The organism is Streptomyces sp. NPDC048600 (genome assembly GCF_055587025.1).
The window spans coordinates 135,892-153,845 of record NZ_JBVJGZ010000017.1; the positions used below are offsets into that span (position 1 = coordinate 135,892).

A 17,954-nucleotide genomic window follows, 5' to 3' on the forward strand; every position below is an offset into this window, starting at 1 on the left:
GATCCTACGAAAGGAGCCTGCCCGGCCGGTCCCCGAGGCTCGGCTCACGGCATGCCCGGCCGGTCCCCGAGGCTCAGCTCGCCCGGCGTTGGAAGGGGTGCAGCAGATCCGACAGCTGCCACCGGTGCCGCGCCCCGGGCTCCCGCCCCCCTGCCGTCCCGGGCCCGGGCTCGCGCCCCGCCGTCGTCCCGGGCCGTGACAGGGGCTCCCGCGGGCCGGGCCTCGGCCGCCCCGCGCTCAGCACCAGGGCCACCTGCCCGGCCCGCATGATCCGCACGACATGGCTGTCGCAGCGCTCGCACAGCGGCCGGCTCAGCGGCGAGGGGACGGCACGGCCGTCGGTGAGATAGGTGACGAACTCCCGTCCCTCGGCGTCCAGGTGGTGCTCGATCACATACGACTGCTCCCAGCCGTGTCCGCAGTGCATACAGGCGAAGGAGTACGACTCGTCGGCGTGCGGGTCGGCGGGGGCGGGGGGAAGGGAGGCGGGCGGCTGTGCCCGGTGGCCGGTCCGGCCGGCGATCTCTGTCATGCCAGCTCCTGAGTCCGCTGGTGGGCGGGGACGGGTGCGTCCCCGGACGTCCCTCCACCAGTGGACTCCCCGGCCCGCCCGAGCGCGACGGACCTGTCGAGTGTTGGAGCCGATTTGGGCGTTCCTTGCCGCGACGCCCCTGCCAGGAGGTCCGGGCTTTGCCTTGGGGCGTCCGGTCTTTGCCCGGGGGCGTCCGGCCTTTGCCTTGAGCCGCACCGACTTTGCCCAGAAATCAGCCGCCCGCGGGCATGGACCCGGCTCCCGCGTTCTTCGCCGCCACGACCGCGTCGAAGACCTCCCGCTTGGGCAGTCCGGCCTCCGCCGCGACCGCCGCGATGGCCTCCTTGCGCCGCTCGCCCGCCTCCTCGCGCACGCGCACCCTGCGCACCAGTTCGGCCGCGTCGAGCGTCTCGGGGCCCCGCTCGGGCGCGCCCTGGACGACCACGGTGATCTCCCCGCGCACCCCCTCGGCGGCCCACGCCGCGAGTTCGGCCAGCGGGCCGCGCTTGACCTCCTCGTAGGTCTTGGTCAGTTCGCGGCAGACCGCGGCGCGCCGGTCGCCGCCGAAGACCTCGGCCATTGCGGCCAGGGTGTCGTCGAGCCGGTGCGGCGCCTCGAAGTAGACCAGCGTGCGCCGCTCCTCGGCGGCCTCCCGCAGCCGGCCGAGCCGCTCGCCGGCCTTGCGGGGCAGGAACCCCTCGAAGCAGAAGCGGTCGACGGGCAGCCCGGACAGGGCGAGCGCGGTGAGCACGGCGGACGGGCCGGGCACGGCGGTGACGCGCAGGTCCTTCTCCACGGCGGCGGCGACGAGGCGGTAGCCGGGGTCGGACACGGACGGCATGCCGGCGTCGGTGACCAGCAGCACGCGCGCGCCGCCGAGGAGTTCCTCGACGAGTTCGGGAGTCCGCGCGGACTCGTTGCCCTCGAAGTACGACACCACGCGGCCCTTGGGTGTCACGCCCAGTGCCTGGGTCAGCCGGCGCAGCCGCCGCGTGTCCTCGGCCGCGACCACGTCGGCAGCGGCCAGTTCCTCGGCCAGCCGGGGCGGCGCGTCCGAGAGGTCGCCGATGGGGGTGCCCGCCAAAACAAGGGTTCCAGTCACGCCCCCATCCTCCCAAAGGGAACAAGCCCGCTCTCCCGGAGGCTGCCGGAGCCCTCCCGGACGTCACTCGGGTCCGACGCATCCACCGCATGCACGGGACTCACACAGCACCGTTCCCTACGATGGCGCGGTGACCAGTACCGCGTCCTCCGCGTCCTCGACGGACCTCCGCCAAGAAAAGGCCCCGCACGACCAGCGGCCGTCGTGGCAGCAGCGGCTGCGCCGGTTCGGCTACGCGGCCCGGCCCGAGGGCGATGTCCGGGACCGGCTGGTGCCGCCGTACGCCGAGCCCTCGCCGCGGCTGTGGTCGGTGCTCGGCGCGCCGCCCGCCCTCGCCGAGCGGTTCAACCGGGTGTCCGGCTGGCTCGGCCCGCTGCTGGTGACGCTGTTCGCGGGCGTCCTGCGGTTCTGGAACCTGGGCAGCCCCAAGGCGGTGATATTCGACGAGACGTACTACGCGAAGGACGCGTGGGCGCTCGTGCACCGCGGCTTCGAGGTCAACTGGGACAAGAACGCCAACGACCTGGTCCTGTCCACGGGCGGGCACGTCACGATCCCGGCGGACGCGGCGTACGTCGTGCATCCCCCGGTCGGCAAGTACGTGATCGGGCTGGGCGAGCTGATCTTCGGGTTCGATCCGTTCGGCTGGCGGTTCATGACGGCGGTGCTCGGCACGCTGTCGGTGCTGATGGTGTGCCGGGTGGGGCGGCGGCTGTTCCGTTCGACGTTCCTCGGCTGCCTGGCGGGCGCGCTGCTGGCGGTGGAGGGGCTGCACTTCGTGATGAGCCGCACCGCGCTGCTCGACGGGGTGCTGATGTTCTTCGTCCTGGCGGCGTTCTGCGCGCTGGTGATCGACCGTGACAAGGCGCGGGCCAGGCTCGCCGCCGCGCTGCCGGCCGACGAGGACGGCCGGGTGCGGCCCAGCGCCGAGGTCGCCGACACGCTGCGGCTGGGTCTGCGGCCGTGGCGCTGGACCGCGGGCCTGATGCTGGGTCTGGCCATCGGCACCAAGTGGAACGGCCTGTACTTCCTGGCCGCGTTCGGGCTGATGACCGTGCTGTGGGATGTCGGCTCGCGCAAGGTGGCGGGCGCGCGGCACCCGTATCTGGCGGTGTTCAAGTACGACCTGGGCTTCGCGTTCCTGGCGACCGTGCCCGTCGCCGTCCTCACCTACCTGCTCTCGTGGACCGGCTGGATCCTGTCCCCGGCCGACGGCACCGGCGGCTACTACCGCGACTGGGCCGCCAAGGACGGCCGCGACAGCTCCTGGTCGTGGCTGTTCCCGGACTGGTGGCGAAGCCTGTGGCACTACGAGACACAGGTGTACGACTTCCATGTCGGGCTGTCCTCGCCGCACACGTACGAGTCCAACCCGTGGAGCTGGATCGTGCTGGGCCGCCCGGTGTCGTACTTCTACGAGTCCCCGGCGCCCGGCCAGGACGGCTGCCCGGCGGACGCGGGCGGGAAGTGCGCGCGCGAGGTGCTGGCCCTCGGCACACCGGTGCTGTGGTGGGTGGGCTGCTTCGCGCTGCTGTACGTGCTCTACCGCTGGTTCTTCCGCCGCGACTGGCGCGCGGGCGCCATCGCCTGCGCGATCGTGGCGGGTTATCTGCCCTGGTTCTTCTTCCAGGAGCGCACGATCTTCTTCTTCTACGCCGTGGTGTTCGTGCCGTTCCTGTGCCTGGCGGTGGCGATGCTGGTCGGCGCGCTGGTCGGCCCGCCGGGCGCGGGCGACGCCCGCCGCGTGGCCGGCGCGACGAGCGCGGGCGTCCTGGTACTGCTGATCGCCTGGAACTTCATCTACTTCTGGCCGATCTACACCGGCCAGGCGATCCCCATAGACGACTGGCGGTCGCGGATGTGGCTGGACACCTGGGTCTGACGCGGTCCCGGGTTTCGGCCTTGAAGGGCCCTAGCGGCAGGGCACCCGTCCCGGATGTGGGCGCCGCCCCTTACAGTGCTGGGGAAGGGGAAACGGGGGACACGGGAGGGACCGCGCGATGCGCAAGGGGGTCAAGGGAGCTGTCGTCGGGACAGTGTTCGCGGCGATGATCGGCGGCGCCGGGTACGGCGCGTTCAATCTGGTGTCCGCGCTGGGCGGGGACGGCGGTTCGGGCACGGGTGGCTCGACGTCCTCGAAGAGCGGGCCGCCGGACGAGGACGAGGTCGCCGAGACCACGAAGGCGTTCTTCGCCGCCTGGGAGCAGGGCCGGGGTGCGCGGGCCGCGTCGTTCACGAACAACGCGGGCGACGCGGAGCCGGTGCTGACGTCCTTCGGCGGCAGCGCGCATCTGACGGATGTGCGGATCACGCCGGGGACACCGTCCGGCACCACCGTGCCCTTCTCGGTGCGGGCGACGGTGTCGTACAAGGGGGCGGCCAAGCCGCTGGAGTACGACAGCGAGCTGACGGTGGTGCGCGGGATCACGACCGGGCGGGCGCTGGTCGACTGGCAGCCCACGGTGGTGCACCCGGAGCTGGGCAAGGGCGACACCCTGGTCACGGAGGAGTCGGCCAGCCCGCCGATCGAGGCGGTCGCGCGTGACGGCAGCGTCCTGACGAAGGACGAGTACCCGTCGCTGGGCCCGGTCCTGGACGACCTGCGCAAGCGCTACGGCCATGAGGCGGGCGGCACGCGCGGGGTGGAGCTGTCGATCCGGCACACCGCGACCGGCGCGGCCGACACGGCGCTGCTGACCCTCACCGAGGGCCGGGCGGGCCGGCTGCCGACCACGATCAGCCCGCGGGTGCAGGCGGCGGCCGAGAAGGCCGTCACCGGCTTCAAGGAGTCGTCCGTGGTCGCGGTGAAGCCGAGCACGGGCGAGATCCTCGCGATCGCCAACAACCGCGTGGACAAGTGGAACGCCGCCTTCGAGGGCGAGCTGGCCCCCGGCTCCACGATGAAGATCATCAGCGCGGCGATGCTCATCGACAACGGCCTGACCACCGCGGACGGCCCGGCGCCCTGTCCGCCGAACGCGCTCTCGGACGGCCACACCTTCAACAACCTCGAGGGACTCGAGGCGAACGAGGACGCCACGCTCGCCGACAGCTTCGCCCGTTCCTGCAACACCGCGTTCGTGAAGTTCGCCGACGAGATCCAGGACGACTCCCTCACCAAGGAGGCGCAGGAGCGGTTCGGGCTCGGCCGTGACGACTGGAAGGCCGGTGTCACCACCTTCGACGGCAGCGTCCCGGTCTCCGAGGGCCCGGACACCGCGGCCGCGCTGCTCGGCCAGGGCAAGGTGCAGATGAGCCCGCTGAACATGGCGTCCGTCACCGCGACCGCCATCACGGGCTCCTTCCGCCAGCCGGTGATCGTGCCGCAGAGCCTGGACGGCCGGACGCTCGCGCGCGCCGAGGGGCTGCGGCCGGGCACGGTGGACCAGTTGCGCGCCCTGATGAACCGCACCGCGACCAGCGGCACCGGCCAGAAGGCGATGTCCGGGCTGAGCGGCGACATCGGCGCGAAGACCGGCTCCGCGGAGGTCGACGGACAGGCCACGTCCAACAGCTGGTTCACCGGCTTCCGCGGTGATGTCGCGGCCGCCGCGATGGCCCAGCAGGGCGGGCACGGCAGCGACGCGGCCGGGCCGATTGTGGCGCAGGTCCTGCGGGCGGGCGGATGACAGGCTCGCTGGGGGCATGACAGGCTCGCACGGGCACACGACCGGCCGGGCGGCCCGACGGGCCGGTCGGCGGGCGACGGACTCGTGGCCCGCCGACCGGTGGCCGGTGTCACCCGCACGGGTCGGGACTCCACCATGGCACCGTCGTCGGGGACGGTGAGGGCAACGGCAACCGGGGCCACGAGGACGACGACCCCGGGGACAGACGCGGAGGATCGGGAAGCAGTGGGCAAGAGAAGGCGCGTCCCCCAGAGACGGACCAGCAGTCCTGCCGTCATCGGGTCGGTGATCGCTGCGGTCGTCGGCGCCGTCGGCATCGGTGGCTATGTGCTCTACGGCGGGGGCGCCGCGGCCGACGACACCGCGGGCGACGCCGAGCGCAAGTCGGTGAAGACCGGCCCGCTGTCCGCCGCCGAGGTGACCCAGGCCTCCCAGCGCTTCCTCACCGCCTGGCAGCAGGGCCGGGTGCCCGCGGCCGCCGCCGCCACCGACGACGCCACCGCCGCCACCGCCCTGCTCACCGGCTACACCAAGGACGCCCGGGTCAAGGACGTCACCCTCACCCCCGGCGCCCGCCAGGGCGACAAGGTGCCCTTCACCGTCAAGGGCACCGTCACCCACGGCACCGTCAGCAAGCCGCTCACCTACACCAGCGCCCTGACCGTCGTACGGAACAAGGCCGACGGCAAGCCGCAGGTGCGGTGGGACTCCGCGGTCGTGCACCCCGATCTGAAGGACGGCGACCGGCTGGTCACCGGCGCGGCGGGCACCCCGCCGATCAAGGCGCTGGACCGTGAGGGCGGCGAGCTCAGCGCGAAGGAGTACCCGTCGCTGACGCCCGTCCTGGACGGACTGCGCGAGAAGTACGGCAAGAAGGCCGGCGGCACCGCCGGGATCGAACTGCGCGTCGTGCGGGGCAAGGCCTCCAAGACGTCCGACGCGCAACTGTCCGACAGGACGGTGCTGGAACTGAGCGAGGGCACGCCCGGCACGGTGAGGACCACGCTCAGCCCGGCGCTCCAGGCCCAGGCGGAGAAGCAGGTCGCCGCCCGCAAGCGCGCCTCGGTGGTGCTGCTGCGCCCCTCGACGGGCGAGATCCTCGCCGTCGCCAACTCCTCCCCCGGTTTCAACACCGCCTTCCAGGGCTCCCTCGCGCCGGGCTCCACGATGAAGGTCGTCACCGCCTCGATGCTGTTCGAGAAGAGGCTTGCCTCGGCGGACAAGAAGCACCCGTGCCCGAAGTTCTTCACCTACGGCCACTGGAAGTTCCAGAACGACGACAAGTTCGAGATCAAGGACGGCACGTTCAAGGCGTCCTTCGCCCGCTCCTGCAACACCGCCTTCATCAGCCAGGCGCCGAAGCTGAAGGACTCGGACCTGACGACCCAGGCGCAGCAGGTGTTCGGGCTGGGCATGGACAACTGGGCCGTCGGGGTGCCGACGTTCGACGGGGCGGTGCCGGTGCAGTCGCAGGCGCAGATGGCGGCCTCGCTGATCGGGCAGGGCGGCGTGCGGATGAACCCGCTGAACATGGCGTCGGTGTCGGCGACGATCCAGTCGGGCACCTTCCGCCAGCCCTATCTGGTCGCCCCCGCGGTGGACGGGCGCACACTGGCGACGGCTCCGCGCCGGCTGTCCGCGGGCGCGCTCGCGCAGGTCCGGGACGTGATGTCGTACACCGCGGCCTACGGCACGGCGGCCGAGGCCATGCAGGGCGTCACCGGCAGCGTGGGCGCCAAGACCGGTTCGGCCGAGGTCGACGGGCAGAAGAAGCCCAACGGCTGGTTCACGGCGTACCGGGGCGATCTCGCGGCCGCGGGCGTGGTCCAGGCGGCCGGCCACGGCGGCGAGACGGCGGGGCCGATCGTGGCGGCCCTGCTGAAGGCGGGCGGCTGAGCGGCACCCATTGCCTTGGGCCGCGTCGGCCGGGGAGCCCTGCCGCTCAGTGGGCGACCGGCTGCGCCGCGGCGATGTACGTCCGGCGCAGGAAGCGCAGCAGCGCCTTGGACTCGAACTGCACGACCTCGACGCCCTGCGCGGAGTGGAACTCGACGACGGCCTGAACCCGGCCACAGGGCCACACGCGGACCTCTCCGTTCCCGGCGGGGGCGCGCAGTCCCTGTTCGAGCAGGGACCGGGAGAAGGTCCACTCGTGCGGTCCGGGCAGGCCGATCCGGACCGCGCGGGGATCGATGTCGGGGTCGTAGCGCAGCACGACGGGGACGGCTCCGCGTTCTTCCAGCACCGTGACGTCGGTGTCCTTGACGATGTGGGCTCGTGCGTACTGCTCGACTACGGACATCGGCAGGCCCCTTACGCTGCGTGACCTGAGCGAAAGCCCTGCTTCCGCTTTCCCTCCAATGTCGCACATTTCCGGTGCCCCGCCCCTCGACAGCGTGAGATCACGGGGTAATTAGCGCCCACACGCTCTTGCAAGTGGTTCGCATTAAGCCACTATCATCGAACGGTGCATGTGCCTGACGGATTCATCGACGCCCCCACCTCCCTCGCCACCGGAGCGGCCGCCGCCGCCGCCGTGGCCGTGAGCCTGCGCGGTGCGCGCCGCGAGCTCGACGAGCGGACCGCGCCGCTGGCCGGACTCGTGGCCGCGTTCATCTTCGCCGTGCAGATGCTGAACTTCCCCGTGGCCGCCGGGACCAGCGGCCATCTGCTCGGCGGAGCCCTGGCCGCGCTGCTCGTCGGCCCGTACACAGGCGTGCTGTGCGTGTCGGTCGTCCTGCTGATGCAGGGCGTGCTGTTTGCCGACGGCGGCCTGACCGCGCTCGGCGTGAACATCACCGTCATGGCCGTCGTGACGACCGTCGTCGCCTACGGCGTCTTCCGGGCCCTGGTGAAGGTCCTGCCGCGCACCCGCCGTTCGGTGACCGCCGCGACCTTCGTCGCCGCCCTGCTCTCCGTGCCGGTCTCGGCCCTCGCCTTCACCGGGCTGTACGCCGTCGGCGGCACCACCGACGTCGCCATCGGCAAGGTCGCCGCCGCCATGGTCGGCGTCCACCTCCTGATCGGCATCGGCGAGGCCGTGATCACCTCGCTCACCGTCGGCGCCGTCCTCGCCGTCCGCCCCGACCTCGTCCACGGCGCCCGCGACCTGCACCAGCCGCTGAAGCTGCGGGTGAACGGCGAACTCGTCGACGTCCCCGCCGCCCGCCCCGTCCCGGCCGCCGCCCGCTCCACCCGCAAGGTGTGGCTCACCGGTCTCGCCGCCTCCCTGGTGCTCGCCGGGGTCGTCAGCTTCTACGCCTCGGCCAGCCCCGACGGCCTGGAGAAGGTCGCCGCCGACCACGGCATCGACCGGAAGACCGAGGACCACGCGAACGCGGACTCCCCGCTCGCCGACTACGGCGTCAAGGACGTCGACGACGCCCGGCTGTCCGGGGGCCTCGCGGGCGTCATCGGCGTCGGTGTCACGGTGGTGGCCGGCAGCGGTGTGTTCTGGGCGGTCCGCCGACGGCGTTCGGCCTCGGTCACCGACACCTCCGTGACCGCGGGCGCCTGACATGGGGGCCGGGCACGCGCACAGGCTCTACCGGCACGGGCACTCGCCCGTGCACGCGCTTCCGCCGCACACCAAGCTCGTCGCGACCTTCGCCTTCGTGCTGGTCGTGGTGTCGACCCCGCGCGAGGCGATGTGGGCGTTCGGGCTCTACGCCGTGCTGCTCGCGGGCGCCGCGGCCTACGCGCGCGTGCCCGCGGGCTTCCTGCTCAAACGGCTGCTGATCGAGGTGCCGTTCGTCGCGTTCGCCGTGCTGATGCCCTTCGTGGCGGAGGGCGAGCGCACCGAGGTGCTCGGCATGTCCCTGAGCGTCAGCGGGCTCTGGGGCGCCTGGAACGTCCTCGCCAAGGGCACCCTCGGCGTCGCCGCCTCCGTGCTGCTCGCCTCCACCACCGAGCTGCGCGAGCTGCTGCTCGGCCTGCAACGGCTCAGACTGCCGCCGCTGCTCGTCCAGATCGCGTCCTTCATGATCCGCTACGGCGACGTCATCGCGGACGAGATGCGGCGCATGCGGATCGCCCGCGAGTCACGCGGCTTCGAGGCCCGGGGGGTGCGTCACTGGGGCGTGCTCGCCAAGTCGGCGGGCGCGCTGTTCATCCGCTCCTACGAACGCGGCGAGCGCGTCCACCTCGCCATGGTCAGCCGCGGCTACGCCGGTTCGATGCCGGTCATCGACGAGGTGACCGCCTCCCGGGCACAGTGGACGCACGCCCTCGCCCTCCCCGTCGCCGCCCTCGGCGTCTGTCTGCTGGGATGGACCCTGTGACTGCTTCCCTGGAGGTCTCCGGCCTCGCCTTCGCCTACCCCGACGGCCACCAGGCCCTGTTCGGCGTGGACTTCTCGATCGGCCGCGGCGAGCGGGTCGCCCTGCTCGGCCCGAACGGCGCCGGCAAGACCACCCTCGTACTGCACCTCAACGGCATCCTGACCGGCGGCGCGGGCCGGGTCACGGTCGCCGGACTGCCGGTCGGCAGTCAGCACATGGCCGAGATCCGCCGCAAGGTCGGCATCGTCTTCCAGGACCCCGACGACCAGCTGTTCATGCCGACGGTCCGCGAGGACGTGGCCTTCGGGCCCGCCGCGGCCGGACTGAAGGGCGCCGAGCTGGAGGAGCGCGTCGAACGGGCCCTGGAGCAGGTCGGCATGGCCGGTTTCAAGGACCGCCCTCCGCACCACCTCTCCTTCGGCCAGCGCCGCCGGGTGGCGGTCGCCACCGTGCTCGCCATGGAGCCGGAGATCCTCGTCCTGGACGAGCCGTCCTCCAACCTGGACCCCGCCTCCCGCCGTGAACTCGCCGACATCCTGCGCTCCTTGGACGTCACCGTCCTGATGGTCACCCACGATCTGCCCTACGCCCTGGAGCTGTGCCCGAGGTCGCTGATCCTCAGCGAGGGCGTGATCGCCGCCGACGGCCCGACCGGCACGCTGCTGGCCGACGACGGCCTGATGCGCGCCCACCGGCTGGAGCTCCCCTTCGGCTTCGACCCGCGGTCCGTGACAATGGGCGCGTGACGCGCCAGGACGAGAAGCACCCCGAGACCCCCGCCGGGTCGCTGCTGCTGGACGAGCAGCTGTGTTTCGCGCTGTACGCCGCCCAGCGCGCGGTGACGGCCGCGTACCGGCCCCTCCTCGACGAACTGGGGCTCACCTACCCGCAGTACCTCGTGCTGCTCGTGCTGTGGGAGCGCGGCGAGGCCACGGTCAAGGAGCTCGCGGCCGCGCTGCGCCTCGACTACGGCACCGTCTCACCGCTGCTGAAGCGTCTGGAGGCGGCCGGTCTGGTGCGCCGGGAGCGGTCGGCACGCGACGAGCGGTCGGTGCACGTCGTGTGCACGGGCCGCGCCGAGGAGCTCAGGGAGCGCGCGGCCCGTGTCCCCGGCGCCCTGCTGCGGGCCACGGGGCTCGACGGCCCGGAGGTCGCGCGGCTGCGCGAGGAGCTGCGCGCGCTGGCGGAACGAGCGGACGGGGCGGCGCCCCGCACCCGCTGACCCGGACCCGCGGCCTGGGCGGACCGGCCCGGCCCGGGGCCCGTCGGCCGCGGTGCCCCCGTTACCCGCGGTTTCCCCACCCCTGCCCTTACCCAGCCTCCCTACCGGTCGGTACCTTGTGCACGATGTAGTTGCGCACATCCGTGTTGCCCGCAGTCCGCATGCCCAGGGGGAGGTCCCGTCGTGGCCGAAGGTGCCGTTGTCGACAGCCGTCCGAAGAAGATCATGTACGTCGCCGAGGCGACCGCGCACGGCGGCCGCGACGGGTACGTCACGAGCCACGACGGCCGCCTCGAACTGAAGGTCGCGATGCCGCCGGAGCTCGGCGGGGACGGCGACGGCACCAACCCCGAGCAGCTGTTCGCGGCCGGCTACAGCTCCTGCTTCCACAACGCGCTGGTCCTGGTGGGCCGCAGGGCGGGCCTGGACCTCACCGGCTCCACGGTCGCCGCGAAGGTCGGCATCGGCCCCAACGCCCAGCAGGGGTACGGCCTCGCGGTCGCGCTGAGCGTCTCGCTGCCGGTCCTGGAGCGGGAGGTCGCGACACGGCTGGTCGACGCCGCGCACGAGGTGTGCCCGTACTCCAACGCCACCCGGGGCAACATCGACGTCACGATCGTGCTCGGCTGACGTCGTACCCTTCCGTAGCCGAAGCGGGAACCCCGGGCCGAGAAGGAATCGCAGGCGGCCCGAGCTTGTTGCACCCGCTGTCGAAGGCAGGGCGGAAAGGACATACGGACGTGGACGTGCACGGCACTGTCGCCGAGGGCTTCGAGCCGGTCAGGGAGGCGTTCGTACGCAACTTCGAGGTGCTCGGCGACCGTGGCGCCGCCGTCTCCGTGTACCGGGACGGCCACCGGGTGGTCGACCTGTGGGGCGGGACCAGGGACATCGACGGCACGGCCCCCTGGGAGCGCGGCACCGCGCAGATCGTACGGTCGGCCACCAAGGGTGTCGCCGCCGCCGCGATCCTGCTGCTGCACCAGCGCGGCGAACTGGACCTGGACGCCCCGGTGAGCCGGTGGTGGCCCGAGTACAAGACGGCCGGCAAGGAGCACACCCTCGTCCGGCATCTGCTCGCGCACCGCGCGGGCGTGCCCGCCCTGGACCGGCCGCTGACGCCCGCGGAGGCCGCCGACCCCGACCTCGGCGCACAGGCAGTCGCCGCGCAGGCACCCGCCTGGGAGCCCGGCACCGGCCACGGCTATCACGCCCAGACCTACAGCTGGCTCACCGGCGAGCTGGTGCGCAGGGTCACCGGACGGCCGATCGGCGCGTGGATCGCCGAGGAGATCGCGGGCCCGGCCGGCGCGGACTTCTGGCTGGGGCTGCCGGAGGGCGAGACCGCCCGGGCCGGCCGGGTGGGCCCGGCGGAGATCCCGCAGGCGGCGGGCGCGCTGCGGACCCGCCCCAAGCGCGCGGTCGCCGACGCCTACGCCGACCCCGACTCGCTCACCCGCCGCGCCTTCGCCGCGATCACCCCGCTCCCCGACGAGAACGACGCGGCCTACCGCGCGGCCGCCCTGCCCGCCTCCAACGGCATCGCCACCGCCGACGGCCTGGCCCGGATCTACGCCTCGCTCATCGGCGAAGTGGACGGCGGACGGCGTCTGTTCACGCCGGAGACGACGGAACTGGCACGCGGCGAGCAGTCCTTCGGCGAGGACCGGGTGCTGATCGTCGGCACCCGCTTCGGCCTCGGCTACATGCTCCACGGCAGCGCGTCCCCGCTGCTGAACGCCACCTCCTTCGGCCATCCCGGCCGCGGCGGCGCCCTCGGCTTCGCCGACCCGGAGACCGGGGTCGCCTTCGGCTATGTCACCAACGGCTTCCGCAAGAGCGTGACGGCCGACCCGCGGGCACAGGCACTGGTGAGGGCCGTCGGCACGGCCCTCACCAGCGGGGACTGACGCTCCGACAGGGCGGGGCGCCTCACATGTGGATGGGGTGCGACGTACGACCCGACGCCTGGTCGATCTCGCCGTGCGCCTTGGAGAGCAACTGCCGGGCTATCTGGTCGAGCGCCCGCGCACCGGCGATCTCCTCCCCGACGCGCGGCTGATTGGAGTCGGTCTGGTGCCTGCTGGCGTGCCCGTGGCCCCGTACCTCGGTCCCGTCGGGCAGCCGTACCATCGCGGCCGCTTTGGTGTGCTGGTCGTCCTCCATGAACTCCAGCTCGACATGCCATCCCACTGTGGTGTGCATCATGACGATCACCTCCGGAAAACATCTGCTTCCAGGGTGCCCCCGGCACGCCACGACCGCACCCAATCGGGATGATTCCGCCCAGATCCCCCGCTAGACCATGCCAATGACGCCCTCGCCGGCCTCACGGGCCTGCTGCTGCACCGGCTCCGGCCGGGTAGCTTGATCGACATGGATCAGGGGCGGGTGGTCGAAGCGTTTCGTCTTGAGGCTGCGCAGCTCACGGAGGGGATGGCCGGGGTCTCGGCAGCCGAGTGGCATCTGCCGACTCGGTGCGCGCCGTGGACGGTGAACGAGCTGCTGGCGCATGTCCGGGTGGTGATCGCCTGGCTGCCGGGCATGCTGGCCGCACCGGCGCCGAGCCGTGCCGAGATCTCGGCGGTGGAGTACTACCGGCCCGACGACCGTTTCGCTCCGGACACCAACGCGGCTCGGATCGCTCTGGCCCGGGACCTTGCGGCCGAGCAGCTCGGCGGTGCCGCCCTCGCCGAGGACTTCGACGCCACCTGGCGGCAGGTCGAGCGACTGTGCCGGGCCGAGCCGGAAGGGCGTGTGGTGCGCACCCGGCACGGCGATCCGATGCTTCTGTCGGAGTTCCTGCTGACGCGGGTGGTCGAGGTCGCCGTGCACGGCCTGGACCTGGCCGACGCCCTCGGGCGTGAACCGTGGCTGACCTCCCAGGCCGCGGATCTGGTGCAGGATCTTCTGCTCGGCGGCCCGGACGGGGCGACAGCGCTGCAGAAGCTCGGCTGGAGTCAGCTTCGCTTCCTGCGCAAGGCGACCGGGCGCGAGCCGATCACCGAGGAGGAAACGGTGGAGGTCGGCCGCCTGGGCATCCAGTGGCTCACACTGGGTTGAGCGCGTCCTGCCGTACGCCGCGATGACGCGATGAACAGGGCGGTCGCGAGCGCGGCCCCGATCGCCGCCCGGCCGAGCCGCCGCCCGCGCAGTCCCCACCGCGCGACACCGGTCAGCCCGGCGCAGGACAGCGCGAACCGGCCGACGTCACGCGGTGCGCTCGCGCACATCCACCAGGGTCGCCCCGGCCCGCTCGACCAGCGCCTCGGGTGCCATCGGGAAGACCGCGTGCGGGTTCCCGGCCGCCGCCCACACCTCGTCGTGCGTGAGCAGCGCCCGGTCCGCGAGCACCCTGGTCCGCGTCCGGTGCCCGAACGGCGGCACCCCGCCGATGGCGTACCCGGTGGTCTCCCGTACGACGCCGGCGTCGGCCCGGGTCACCTTCGCGGCGCCGAGTTCGCGCCGCACCAGCTCGACGTCGACGCGTGAGGCGCCGTCCATCAGCACCAGCACCGGGACACCGTCCGCCGCGAAGATCAGCGACTTGCAGATCTGGCTGAGCTCGCAGCCGATCGCGGCGGCGGCCTCGGCCGCGGTCCGGGTCGCGTCCGGGAACCGGCGGACCCTGCCGAGCAGGTCGCCGAGGCCCGAGTCGGACAGGGCGTCGGCGAAACGGGGATGGGCTCCGGAGCCCTCGGCGTCGGTGGCGGGAGTCGTCGTCATGCGGGGCACGCTAGCGGTACGTGTAGCGGGCACGCGACCGGATTCGCCCAGGGCCGGGCCGGCCGGATTCACCCCGGGCCGGTCCGGCCGTACGCGGCCCGGTTCCGCCTTCGTACGGTCCGGATCCGCCTCCGTACGGTCCGGATTCCGCCTCCGTGCGGCCCGGTTCCGCTTCCGTGCGGTCCGGCCCCCGTACACCGGGAGGCCGGTGAGGGATCCCCGTCCCCACGGGTCCCTCACCGGCCGGTTACGCCGCGGCACGTCAGGCACGCACGAGCTGCTTCTCCTCGTCGCGGCCGCCGCGCTCGGCCTCGGTGCGCAGGCCCTCGCCCTCGACGTCCACGTTGGGCAGGATCCGGTCCAGCCACTTCGGCAGCCACCAGGCCCGCCGGCCCAGCAGGGCGAGGACGGCCGGGACGATGGCCATCCGGACGACGAAGGCGTCGAAGAACACCGCGATGGCGAGGCCGAAGCCGATCATCTTGATCATGGACTCGCTGGAGCCGATGAAGCCCGCGAAGACCGCCATCATGATCACCGCGGCCGCGGTGACCACCCGGGCGCCGTGCTTGAAGCCGGTCACCACCGCCTGGCCCGGGTTCTCCCCGTGGACGTACGCCTCACGCATCCGCGTCACGAGGAAGACCTCGTAGTCCATGGCGAGACCGAAGACCACGCCGACCATGAAGATCGGCATCATCGACATGACGGGTCCGGTCTCCTCCACGCCCAGCAGCCCGGACAGCCAGCCCCACTGGAAGACCGCGACCACGGCGCCGAGGGCGGCCATGACGGAGAGCAGGAACCCGAGGGCCGCCTTGAGCGGGACCAGGATCGAGCGGAAGACCACGATCAGCAGGAGGAAGGCCAGGCCGACCACCAGGATCAGATAGGGGATCAGGGCGTCGTTCAGCTTCTGCGATACGTCGATGTTCATCGCGGTCGCGCCGGTGACCAGGACGTCGGAGTCGGTGTCGGCCGCGATGGCCGTGCCGGTGTCCCGGATGGAGTGGACGAGTTCCTCCGTCGTAGCCGAGGACGGCTTGGCGTCGGGGATGACCGTGATGGTGGCGGTGTCCCCCGCCTTGTTGGGGGCGGCCGGGGTGACCGTCACGACGTTGTCGAGGGCCTTGATGCGCTCGCCGGTCTCGTCGAACGCGGCCTGCGGGTCGGCGCTGTCCTTGGCGTCGACGACCACCATGAGCGGGCCGTTGAAGCCGGGCCCGAAGCCCTCGGAGAGCAGGTCGTAGGCGCGGCGCTGGGTGGTGGAGACGGGCTGGGAGCCGTCGTCGGGCAGGCCCAGTTCCAGCGAGGTGGCGGGGACGGCCGCGGCACCGAGGCCGATGACACCGACCAGCAGTACGGCCATCGGGCGGCGCACCACGAAGCTGGCCCAGCGGGTGCCCATGTTCGGGCGTCCCGCCTTCTTCGCGGCCCGGCCGCCGCCCAGCAGCTTGGACTTCTCGCCCGTCGGGCGCACCTTGCGGCCGGCGTAGCCGAGCAGGGCCGGGATGAGGGTGAGCGCGATCAGGACGGCGATGGCGACGGTGCCGGCGGCCGCGAAGCCCATCTTGGTCAGCATCGGGATGTTGACGACCGCGAGGCCGACCAGGGCGATGACGACGGTGAGCCCGGCGAAGACCACCGCGGAGCCCGCGGTGCCGACGGCGCGTCCGGCGGCCTCCTCGCGGTCGCGGCCCTCGGCGAGTTCGGCCCGGTACCGGGAGACGATGAACAGCGCGTAGTCGATGCCGACGGCCAGGCCGATCATCGTGGCCAGCGTCGAGGTGGTGGAGCCCAGGTCGAGGGCGCTGGCGAGGGCGGTGATGGTGGAGACGCCGATGCCGACACCGATGATCGCGGTGAGCAGCGGCAGCCCGGCGGCGAGCAGCGAGCCGAAGGTGATGACCAGGACGACCGCGGCGACCGCGATGCCGATGATCTCGGAGGAGCCGGTGTGCGGGGTGGCCTGGAGGGCGTCACCGCCGATCTCCACGGTCAGCCCGGACCCGCGCGCCTGCTCGGCGGCGTCCTGGAGGGCCTCACGGCTGGCGTCCTTCAGCTCCATGCCGGAGACGTCGTACTTGACGGACGCGTAGGCGATCGAGCCGGACTTGTTGACCGCGTTCGCCTGGTACGGGTCGGCGACGGAGACGACCTCACTGCCGGTCGACAGTTCCTTGACGGCCTTCTGGACGGTCGCCTTGTTCGCGGCGTCCGTCATCTTCTCCCCGGCCGGTGCCTTGAACACCACGCGGGCGGTGGCCCCGTCGGCGCTCATCCCGGGGAAGCGCTCCTCCAGCAGGTCGAAGGCCTTCTGCGCCTCGGTGCCGGGGATGGAGAACGAGGTGGTGCCCGCTGCGGGCGCGCTGGCCGCGCCGACCCCGGCGAGGGTCAGCAGCGCCACCCAGATCAGGGCGACGAAATGCCGTCGCCGGAAGGCGAGACGGCCGAGTTTGTACAGGAAGGTGGCCACGGGGCGTACTCCCGGTCAGGTCGTGGGGGTGGATCTGGGCAGGGGTGACCGGCCCGGCGGGGAGGCAGGGGCGATCGGCCCGACGACATGAGCGGTGACGTCAGGTAACAGGGATCAGGGGATCGGGGTTCAGACGGTGCGCACGCCGAGGGCGGGGAGGACCACGGCGTCCACGTACGAGGTGAGGAAGGCCCGGGTGGGCGGCTGCTCGTCCAGCAGGGCGCGGGTGACGAACCCGCCGACCATCATGTGGAGCATGAAGTCGAGCGCCGGGCAGTCGGGGCGGACCTCGCCCCGGGCGACGGCGCGTTGCAGCACCCGCTGGAACTCGGCCATCTCCGGTTCGATCAGCAGCTCCTGGAACGCCTGGCGCAGATCCGGGTTCTGGTGGATCGCCATGGCGATACCCCGCATCAGCGCGGAGTTCTGCTCCATGGTGCAGTCGTCCTCCATGCTCACCACGGCGTGCAGATCGCCGCGGAGCGAGCCGGTGTCGATGTCCTCGACCTTGCCCGGCTTGTTGTGCCGCAGGGCCTTGACGACCAGTTCGGCCTTGCCGCCCCACTGGCGGTAGAGCGTGGCCTTGCTGGACCTCGTACGGGCGGCGACGGCGTCCATCGTCAGGGCGTCGTAGCCGACCTCGCGGAGCAGGTCGAGCACGGCCGCGTACAGCTCGGCCGCGCGCTCGGGCGTGATCCGGCTGCGACGCTGCGCGGTGACCGCTGCCTCAGCCATGTCACTCACCCTCTCGGTCCGTCCGACTCCTACACGGACGAATGTAGCGCAGGACTCTAGCGAAACGAAACCGTTTCGTACGTGACCTGCGCCACGTACGAAACGGTTTCGTACTCCAGGACGCACCCGGGAACCCACAAGTTGCTCGCGCCCGGGAGGCCACGAGTTGCCCGCGCCCGGGAACCCACAAGCTGCCCGCGCCCGGGAACCCGCAGCTGCCCGCGGCCGGGAACCCACGAGTTGCTCCGCCCC

17 protein-coding genes and 1 pseudogene are annotated in these 17,954 nt (G+C 72.3%); 10 read left to right on the top strand and 8 right to left on the bottom strand.

The window, feature by feature from the left end:
* Positions 1-73: 73 nt before the first annotated feature.
* A complete protein-coding gene (locus ACZ6SQ_RS23200; protein WP_469565071.1) occupies positions 74-532 on the bottom strand; it encodes a hypothetical protein in 459 nt (152 codons plus the stop codon).
* Positions 533-764: 232 nt separating this feature from the next.
* On the bottom strand, positions 765-1,634 hold the full coding sequence (gene rsmI / locus ACZ6SQ_RS23205) for a 16S rRNA (cytidine(1402)-2'-O)-methyltransferase (RefSeq protein ID WP_386379027.1): 870 nt from the start codon (positions 1,632-1,634) through the stop codon (positions 765-767).
* A 130-nt stretch (positions 1,635-1,764) separates the two neighbouring features.
* On the opposite strand from rsmI, the gene ACZ6SQ_RS23210 reads away from it, so the two are divergent.
* The 3 genes from ACZ6SQ_RS23210 (at position 1,765) to ACZ6SQ_RS23220 (ending at position 7,159) form a co-directional block, all read left to right on the top strand.
* On the top strand, positions 1,765-3,516 hold the full coding sequence (locus tag ACZ6SQ_RS23210; RefSeq protein WP_469565074.1) for a dolichyl-phosphate-mannose--protein mannosyltransferase: 1,752 nt from the start codon (positions 1,765-1,767) through the stop codon (positions 3,514-3,516).
* Positions 3,517-3,634: 118 nt separating this feature from the next.
* Entirely contained in the window at positions 3,635-5,263 is a 1,629-nt protein-coding gene (locus ACZ6SQ_RS23215; RefSeq protein WP_469565075.1) for a penicillin-binding transpeptidase domain-containing protein, read from the top strand.
* 225 nt (positions 5,264-5,488) lie between these two features.
* Positions 5,489-7,159 carry a penicillin-binding transpeptidase domain-containing protein gene (locus ACZ6SQ_RS23220; RefSeq protein WP_469565077.1) on the top strand — a complete coding sequence of 557 codons (1,671 nt, stop codon included), beginning with the start codon at positions 5,489-5,491 and terminating at the stop codon, positions 7,157-7,159.
* Between the two features lie 46 nt (positions 7,160-7,205).
* Here the strand turns inward: ACZ6SQ_RS23220 and ACZ6SQ_RS23225 are convergent, their stop codons facing one another.
* The gene (locus ACZ6SQ_RS23225) at positions 7,206-7,565 is read right to left on the bottom strand and encodes an SsgA family sporulation/cell division regulator (protein WP_386379021.1); all 360 of its coding nucleotides are present in this window, start codon (positions 7,563-7,565) and stop codon (positions 7,206-7,208) included.
* Positions 7,566-7,730: 165 nt separating this feature from the next.
* Here ACZ6SQ_RS23225 and ACZ6SQ_RS23230 point away from each other — a divergent pair, with 165 nt between their 5' ends.
* The 6 genes from ACZ6SQ_RS23230 (at position 7,731) to ACZ6SQ_RS23255 (ending at position 12,675) form a co-directional block, all read left to right on the top strand.
* Positions 7,731-8,780, top strand: coding sequence for an energy-coupling factor ABC transporter permease (locus ACZ6SQ_RS23230; protein WP_469565080.1), 1,050 nt, complete (start codon positions 7,731-7,733; stop codon positions 8,778-8,780).
* Between the two features lies 1 nt (position 8,781).
* The gene (gene cbiQ / locus ACZ6SQ_RS23235) at positions 8,782-9,543 is read left to right on the top strand and encodes a cobalt ECF transporter T component CbiQ (protein ID WP_386379018.1); all 762 of its coding nucleotides are present in this window, start codon (positions 8,782-8,784) and stop codon (positions 9,541-9,543) included.
* Positions 9,531-10,289 (top strand): energy-coupling factor ABC transporter ATP-binding protein, encoded by a 759-nt coding sequence (locus ACZ6SQ_RS23240; protein WP_469565083.1) that lies wholly within the window; start codon positions 9,531-9,533, stop codon positions 10,287-10,289. Before cbiQ ends, ACZ6SQ_RS23240 begins: the two co-directional genes overlap by 13 nt.
* On the top strand, positions 10,286-10,765 hold the full coding sequence (locus ACZ6SQ_RS23245; protein WP_469565086.1) for a MarR family winged helix-turn-helix transcriptional regulator: 480 nt from the start codon (positions 10,286-10,288) through the stop codon (positions 10,763-10,765). Before ACZ6SQ_RS23240 ends, ACZ6SQ_RS23245 begins: the two co-directional genes overlap by 4 nt.
* Positions 10,766-10,990: 225 nt before the next feature.
* Positions 10,991-11,395, top strand: coding sequence for an organic hydroperoxide resistance protein (locus ACZ6SQ_RS23250; RefSeq protein WP_386379158.1), 405 nt, complete (start codon positions 10,991-10,993; stop codon positions 11,393-11,395).
* Positions 11,396-11,505: 110 nt separating this feature from the next.
* A complete protein-coding gene (locus ACZ6SQ_RS23255) occupies positions 11,506-12,675 on the top strand; it encodes a serine hydrolase domain-containing protein (protein ID WP_469565088.1) in 1,170 nt (389 codons plus the stop codon).
* A gap of 22 nt (positions 12,676-12,697) precedes the next feature.
* Here ACZ6SQ_RS23255 and ACZ6SQ_RS23260 read toward each other — a convergent pair whose 3' ends face one another.
* Entirely contained in the window at positions 12,698-12,973 is a 276-nt protein-coding gene (locus tag ACZ6SQ_RS23260) for a DUF1876 domain-containing protein (protein WP_386379014.1), read from the bottom strand.
* 228 nt (positions 12,974-13,201) lie between these two features.
* On the opposite strand from ACZ6SQ_RS23260, the gene ACZ6SQ_RS23265 reads away from it, so the two are divergent.
* The gene (locus tag ACZ6SQ_RS23265) at positions 13,202-13,828 is read left to right on the top strand and encodes a maleylpyruvate isomerase N-terminal domain-containing protein (RefSeq protein WP_469565090.1); all 627 of its coding nucleotides are present in this window, start codon (positions 13,202-13,204) and stop codon (positions 13,826-13,828) included.
* Between the two features lie 23 nt (positions 13,829-13,851).
* Here the strand turns inward: ACZ6SQ_RS23265 and ACZ6SQ_RS23270 are convergent.
* From ACZ6SQ_RS23270 to ACZ6SQ_RS23285, 4 genes and pseudogenes are all read right to left on the bottom strand, one after another.
* Positions 13,852-13,962: pseudogene (locus tag ACZ6SQ_RS23270) on the bottom strand (EamA family transporter); the annotation flags it as partial.
* 13 nt (positions 13,963-13,975) lie between these two features.
* The gene (locus tag ACZ6SQ_RS23275) at positions 13,976-14,491 is read right to left on the bottom strand and encodes a YbaK/EbsC family protein (protein WP_469565092.1); all 516 of its coding nucleotides are present in this window, start codon (positions 14,489-14,491) and stop codon (positions 13,976-13,978) included.
* 262 nt (positions 14,492-14,753) lie between these two features.
* The gene (locus tag ACZ6SQ_RS23280; protein WP_469565094.1) at positions 14,754-16,967 is read right to left on the bottom strand and encodes an MMPL family transporter; all 2,214 of its coding nucleotides are present in this window, start codon (positions 16,965-16,967) and stop codon (positions 14,754-14,756) included.
* Positions 16,968-17,096: 129 nt separating this feature from the next.
* Positions 17,097-17,702, bottom strand: a complete 606-nt coding sequence (locus ACZ6SQ_RS23285) for a TetR/AcrR family transcriptional regulator (RefSeq protein WP_386379010.1) — start codon at positions 17,700-17,702, stop codon at positions 17,097-17,099.
* Positions 17,703-17,954: the final 252 nt, after the last annotated feature.

Bases quoted from the DNA above. Each gene is read 5' to 3' on its own strand.
- ACZ6SQ_RS23240 (WP_469565083.1), top strand. From the start codon at position 9,531: ATGGACCCTGTGACTGCTTCCCTGGAGGTCTCCGGCCTCGCCTTCGCC.
- cbiQ (WP_386379018.1), top strand. From the start codon at position 8,782: ATGGGGGCCGGGCACGCGCACAGGCTCTACCGGCACGGGCACTCGCCC.
- ACZ6SQ_RS23260 (WP_386379014.1), bottom strand. From the start codon at position 12,973: ATGATGCACACCACAGTGGGATGGCATGTCGAGCTGGAGTTCATGGAG.
- ACZ6SQ_RS23215 (WP_469565075.1), top strand. From the start codon at position 3,635: ATGCGCAAGGGGGTCAAGGGAGCTGTCGTCGGGACAGTGTTCGCGGCG.
- ACZ6SQ_RS23275 (WP_469565092.1), bottom strand. From the start codon at position 14,491: ATGACGACGACTCCCGCCACCGACGCCGAGGGCTCCGGAGCCCATCCC.
- ACZ6SQ_RS23285 (WP_386379010.1), bottom strand. From the start codon at position 17,702: ATGGCTGAGGCAGCGGTCACCGCGCAGCGTCGCAGCCGGATCACGCCC.
- ACZ6SQ_RS23250 (WP_386379158.1), top strand. From the start codon at position 10,991: ATGTACGTCGCCGAGGCGACCGCGCACGGCGGCCGCGACGGGTACGTC.
- ACZ6SQ_RS23200 (WP_469565071.1), bottom strand. From the start codon at position 532: ATGACAGAGATCGCCGGCCGGACCGGCCACCGGGCACAGCCGCCCGCC.
- ACZ6SQ_RS23265 (WP_469565090.1), top strand. From the start codon at position 13,202: ATGGCCGGGGTCTCGGCAGCCGAGTGGCATCTGCCGACTCGGTGCGCG.
- ACZ6SQ_RS23225 (WP_386379021.1), bottom strand. From the start codon at position 7,565: ATGTCCGTAGTCGAGCAGTACGCACGAGCCCACATCGTCAAGGACACC.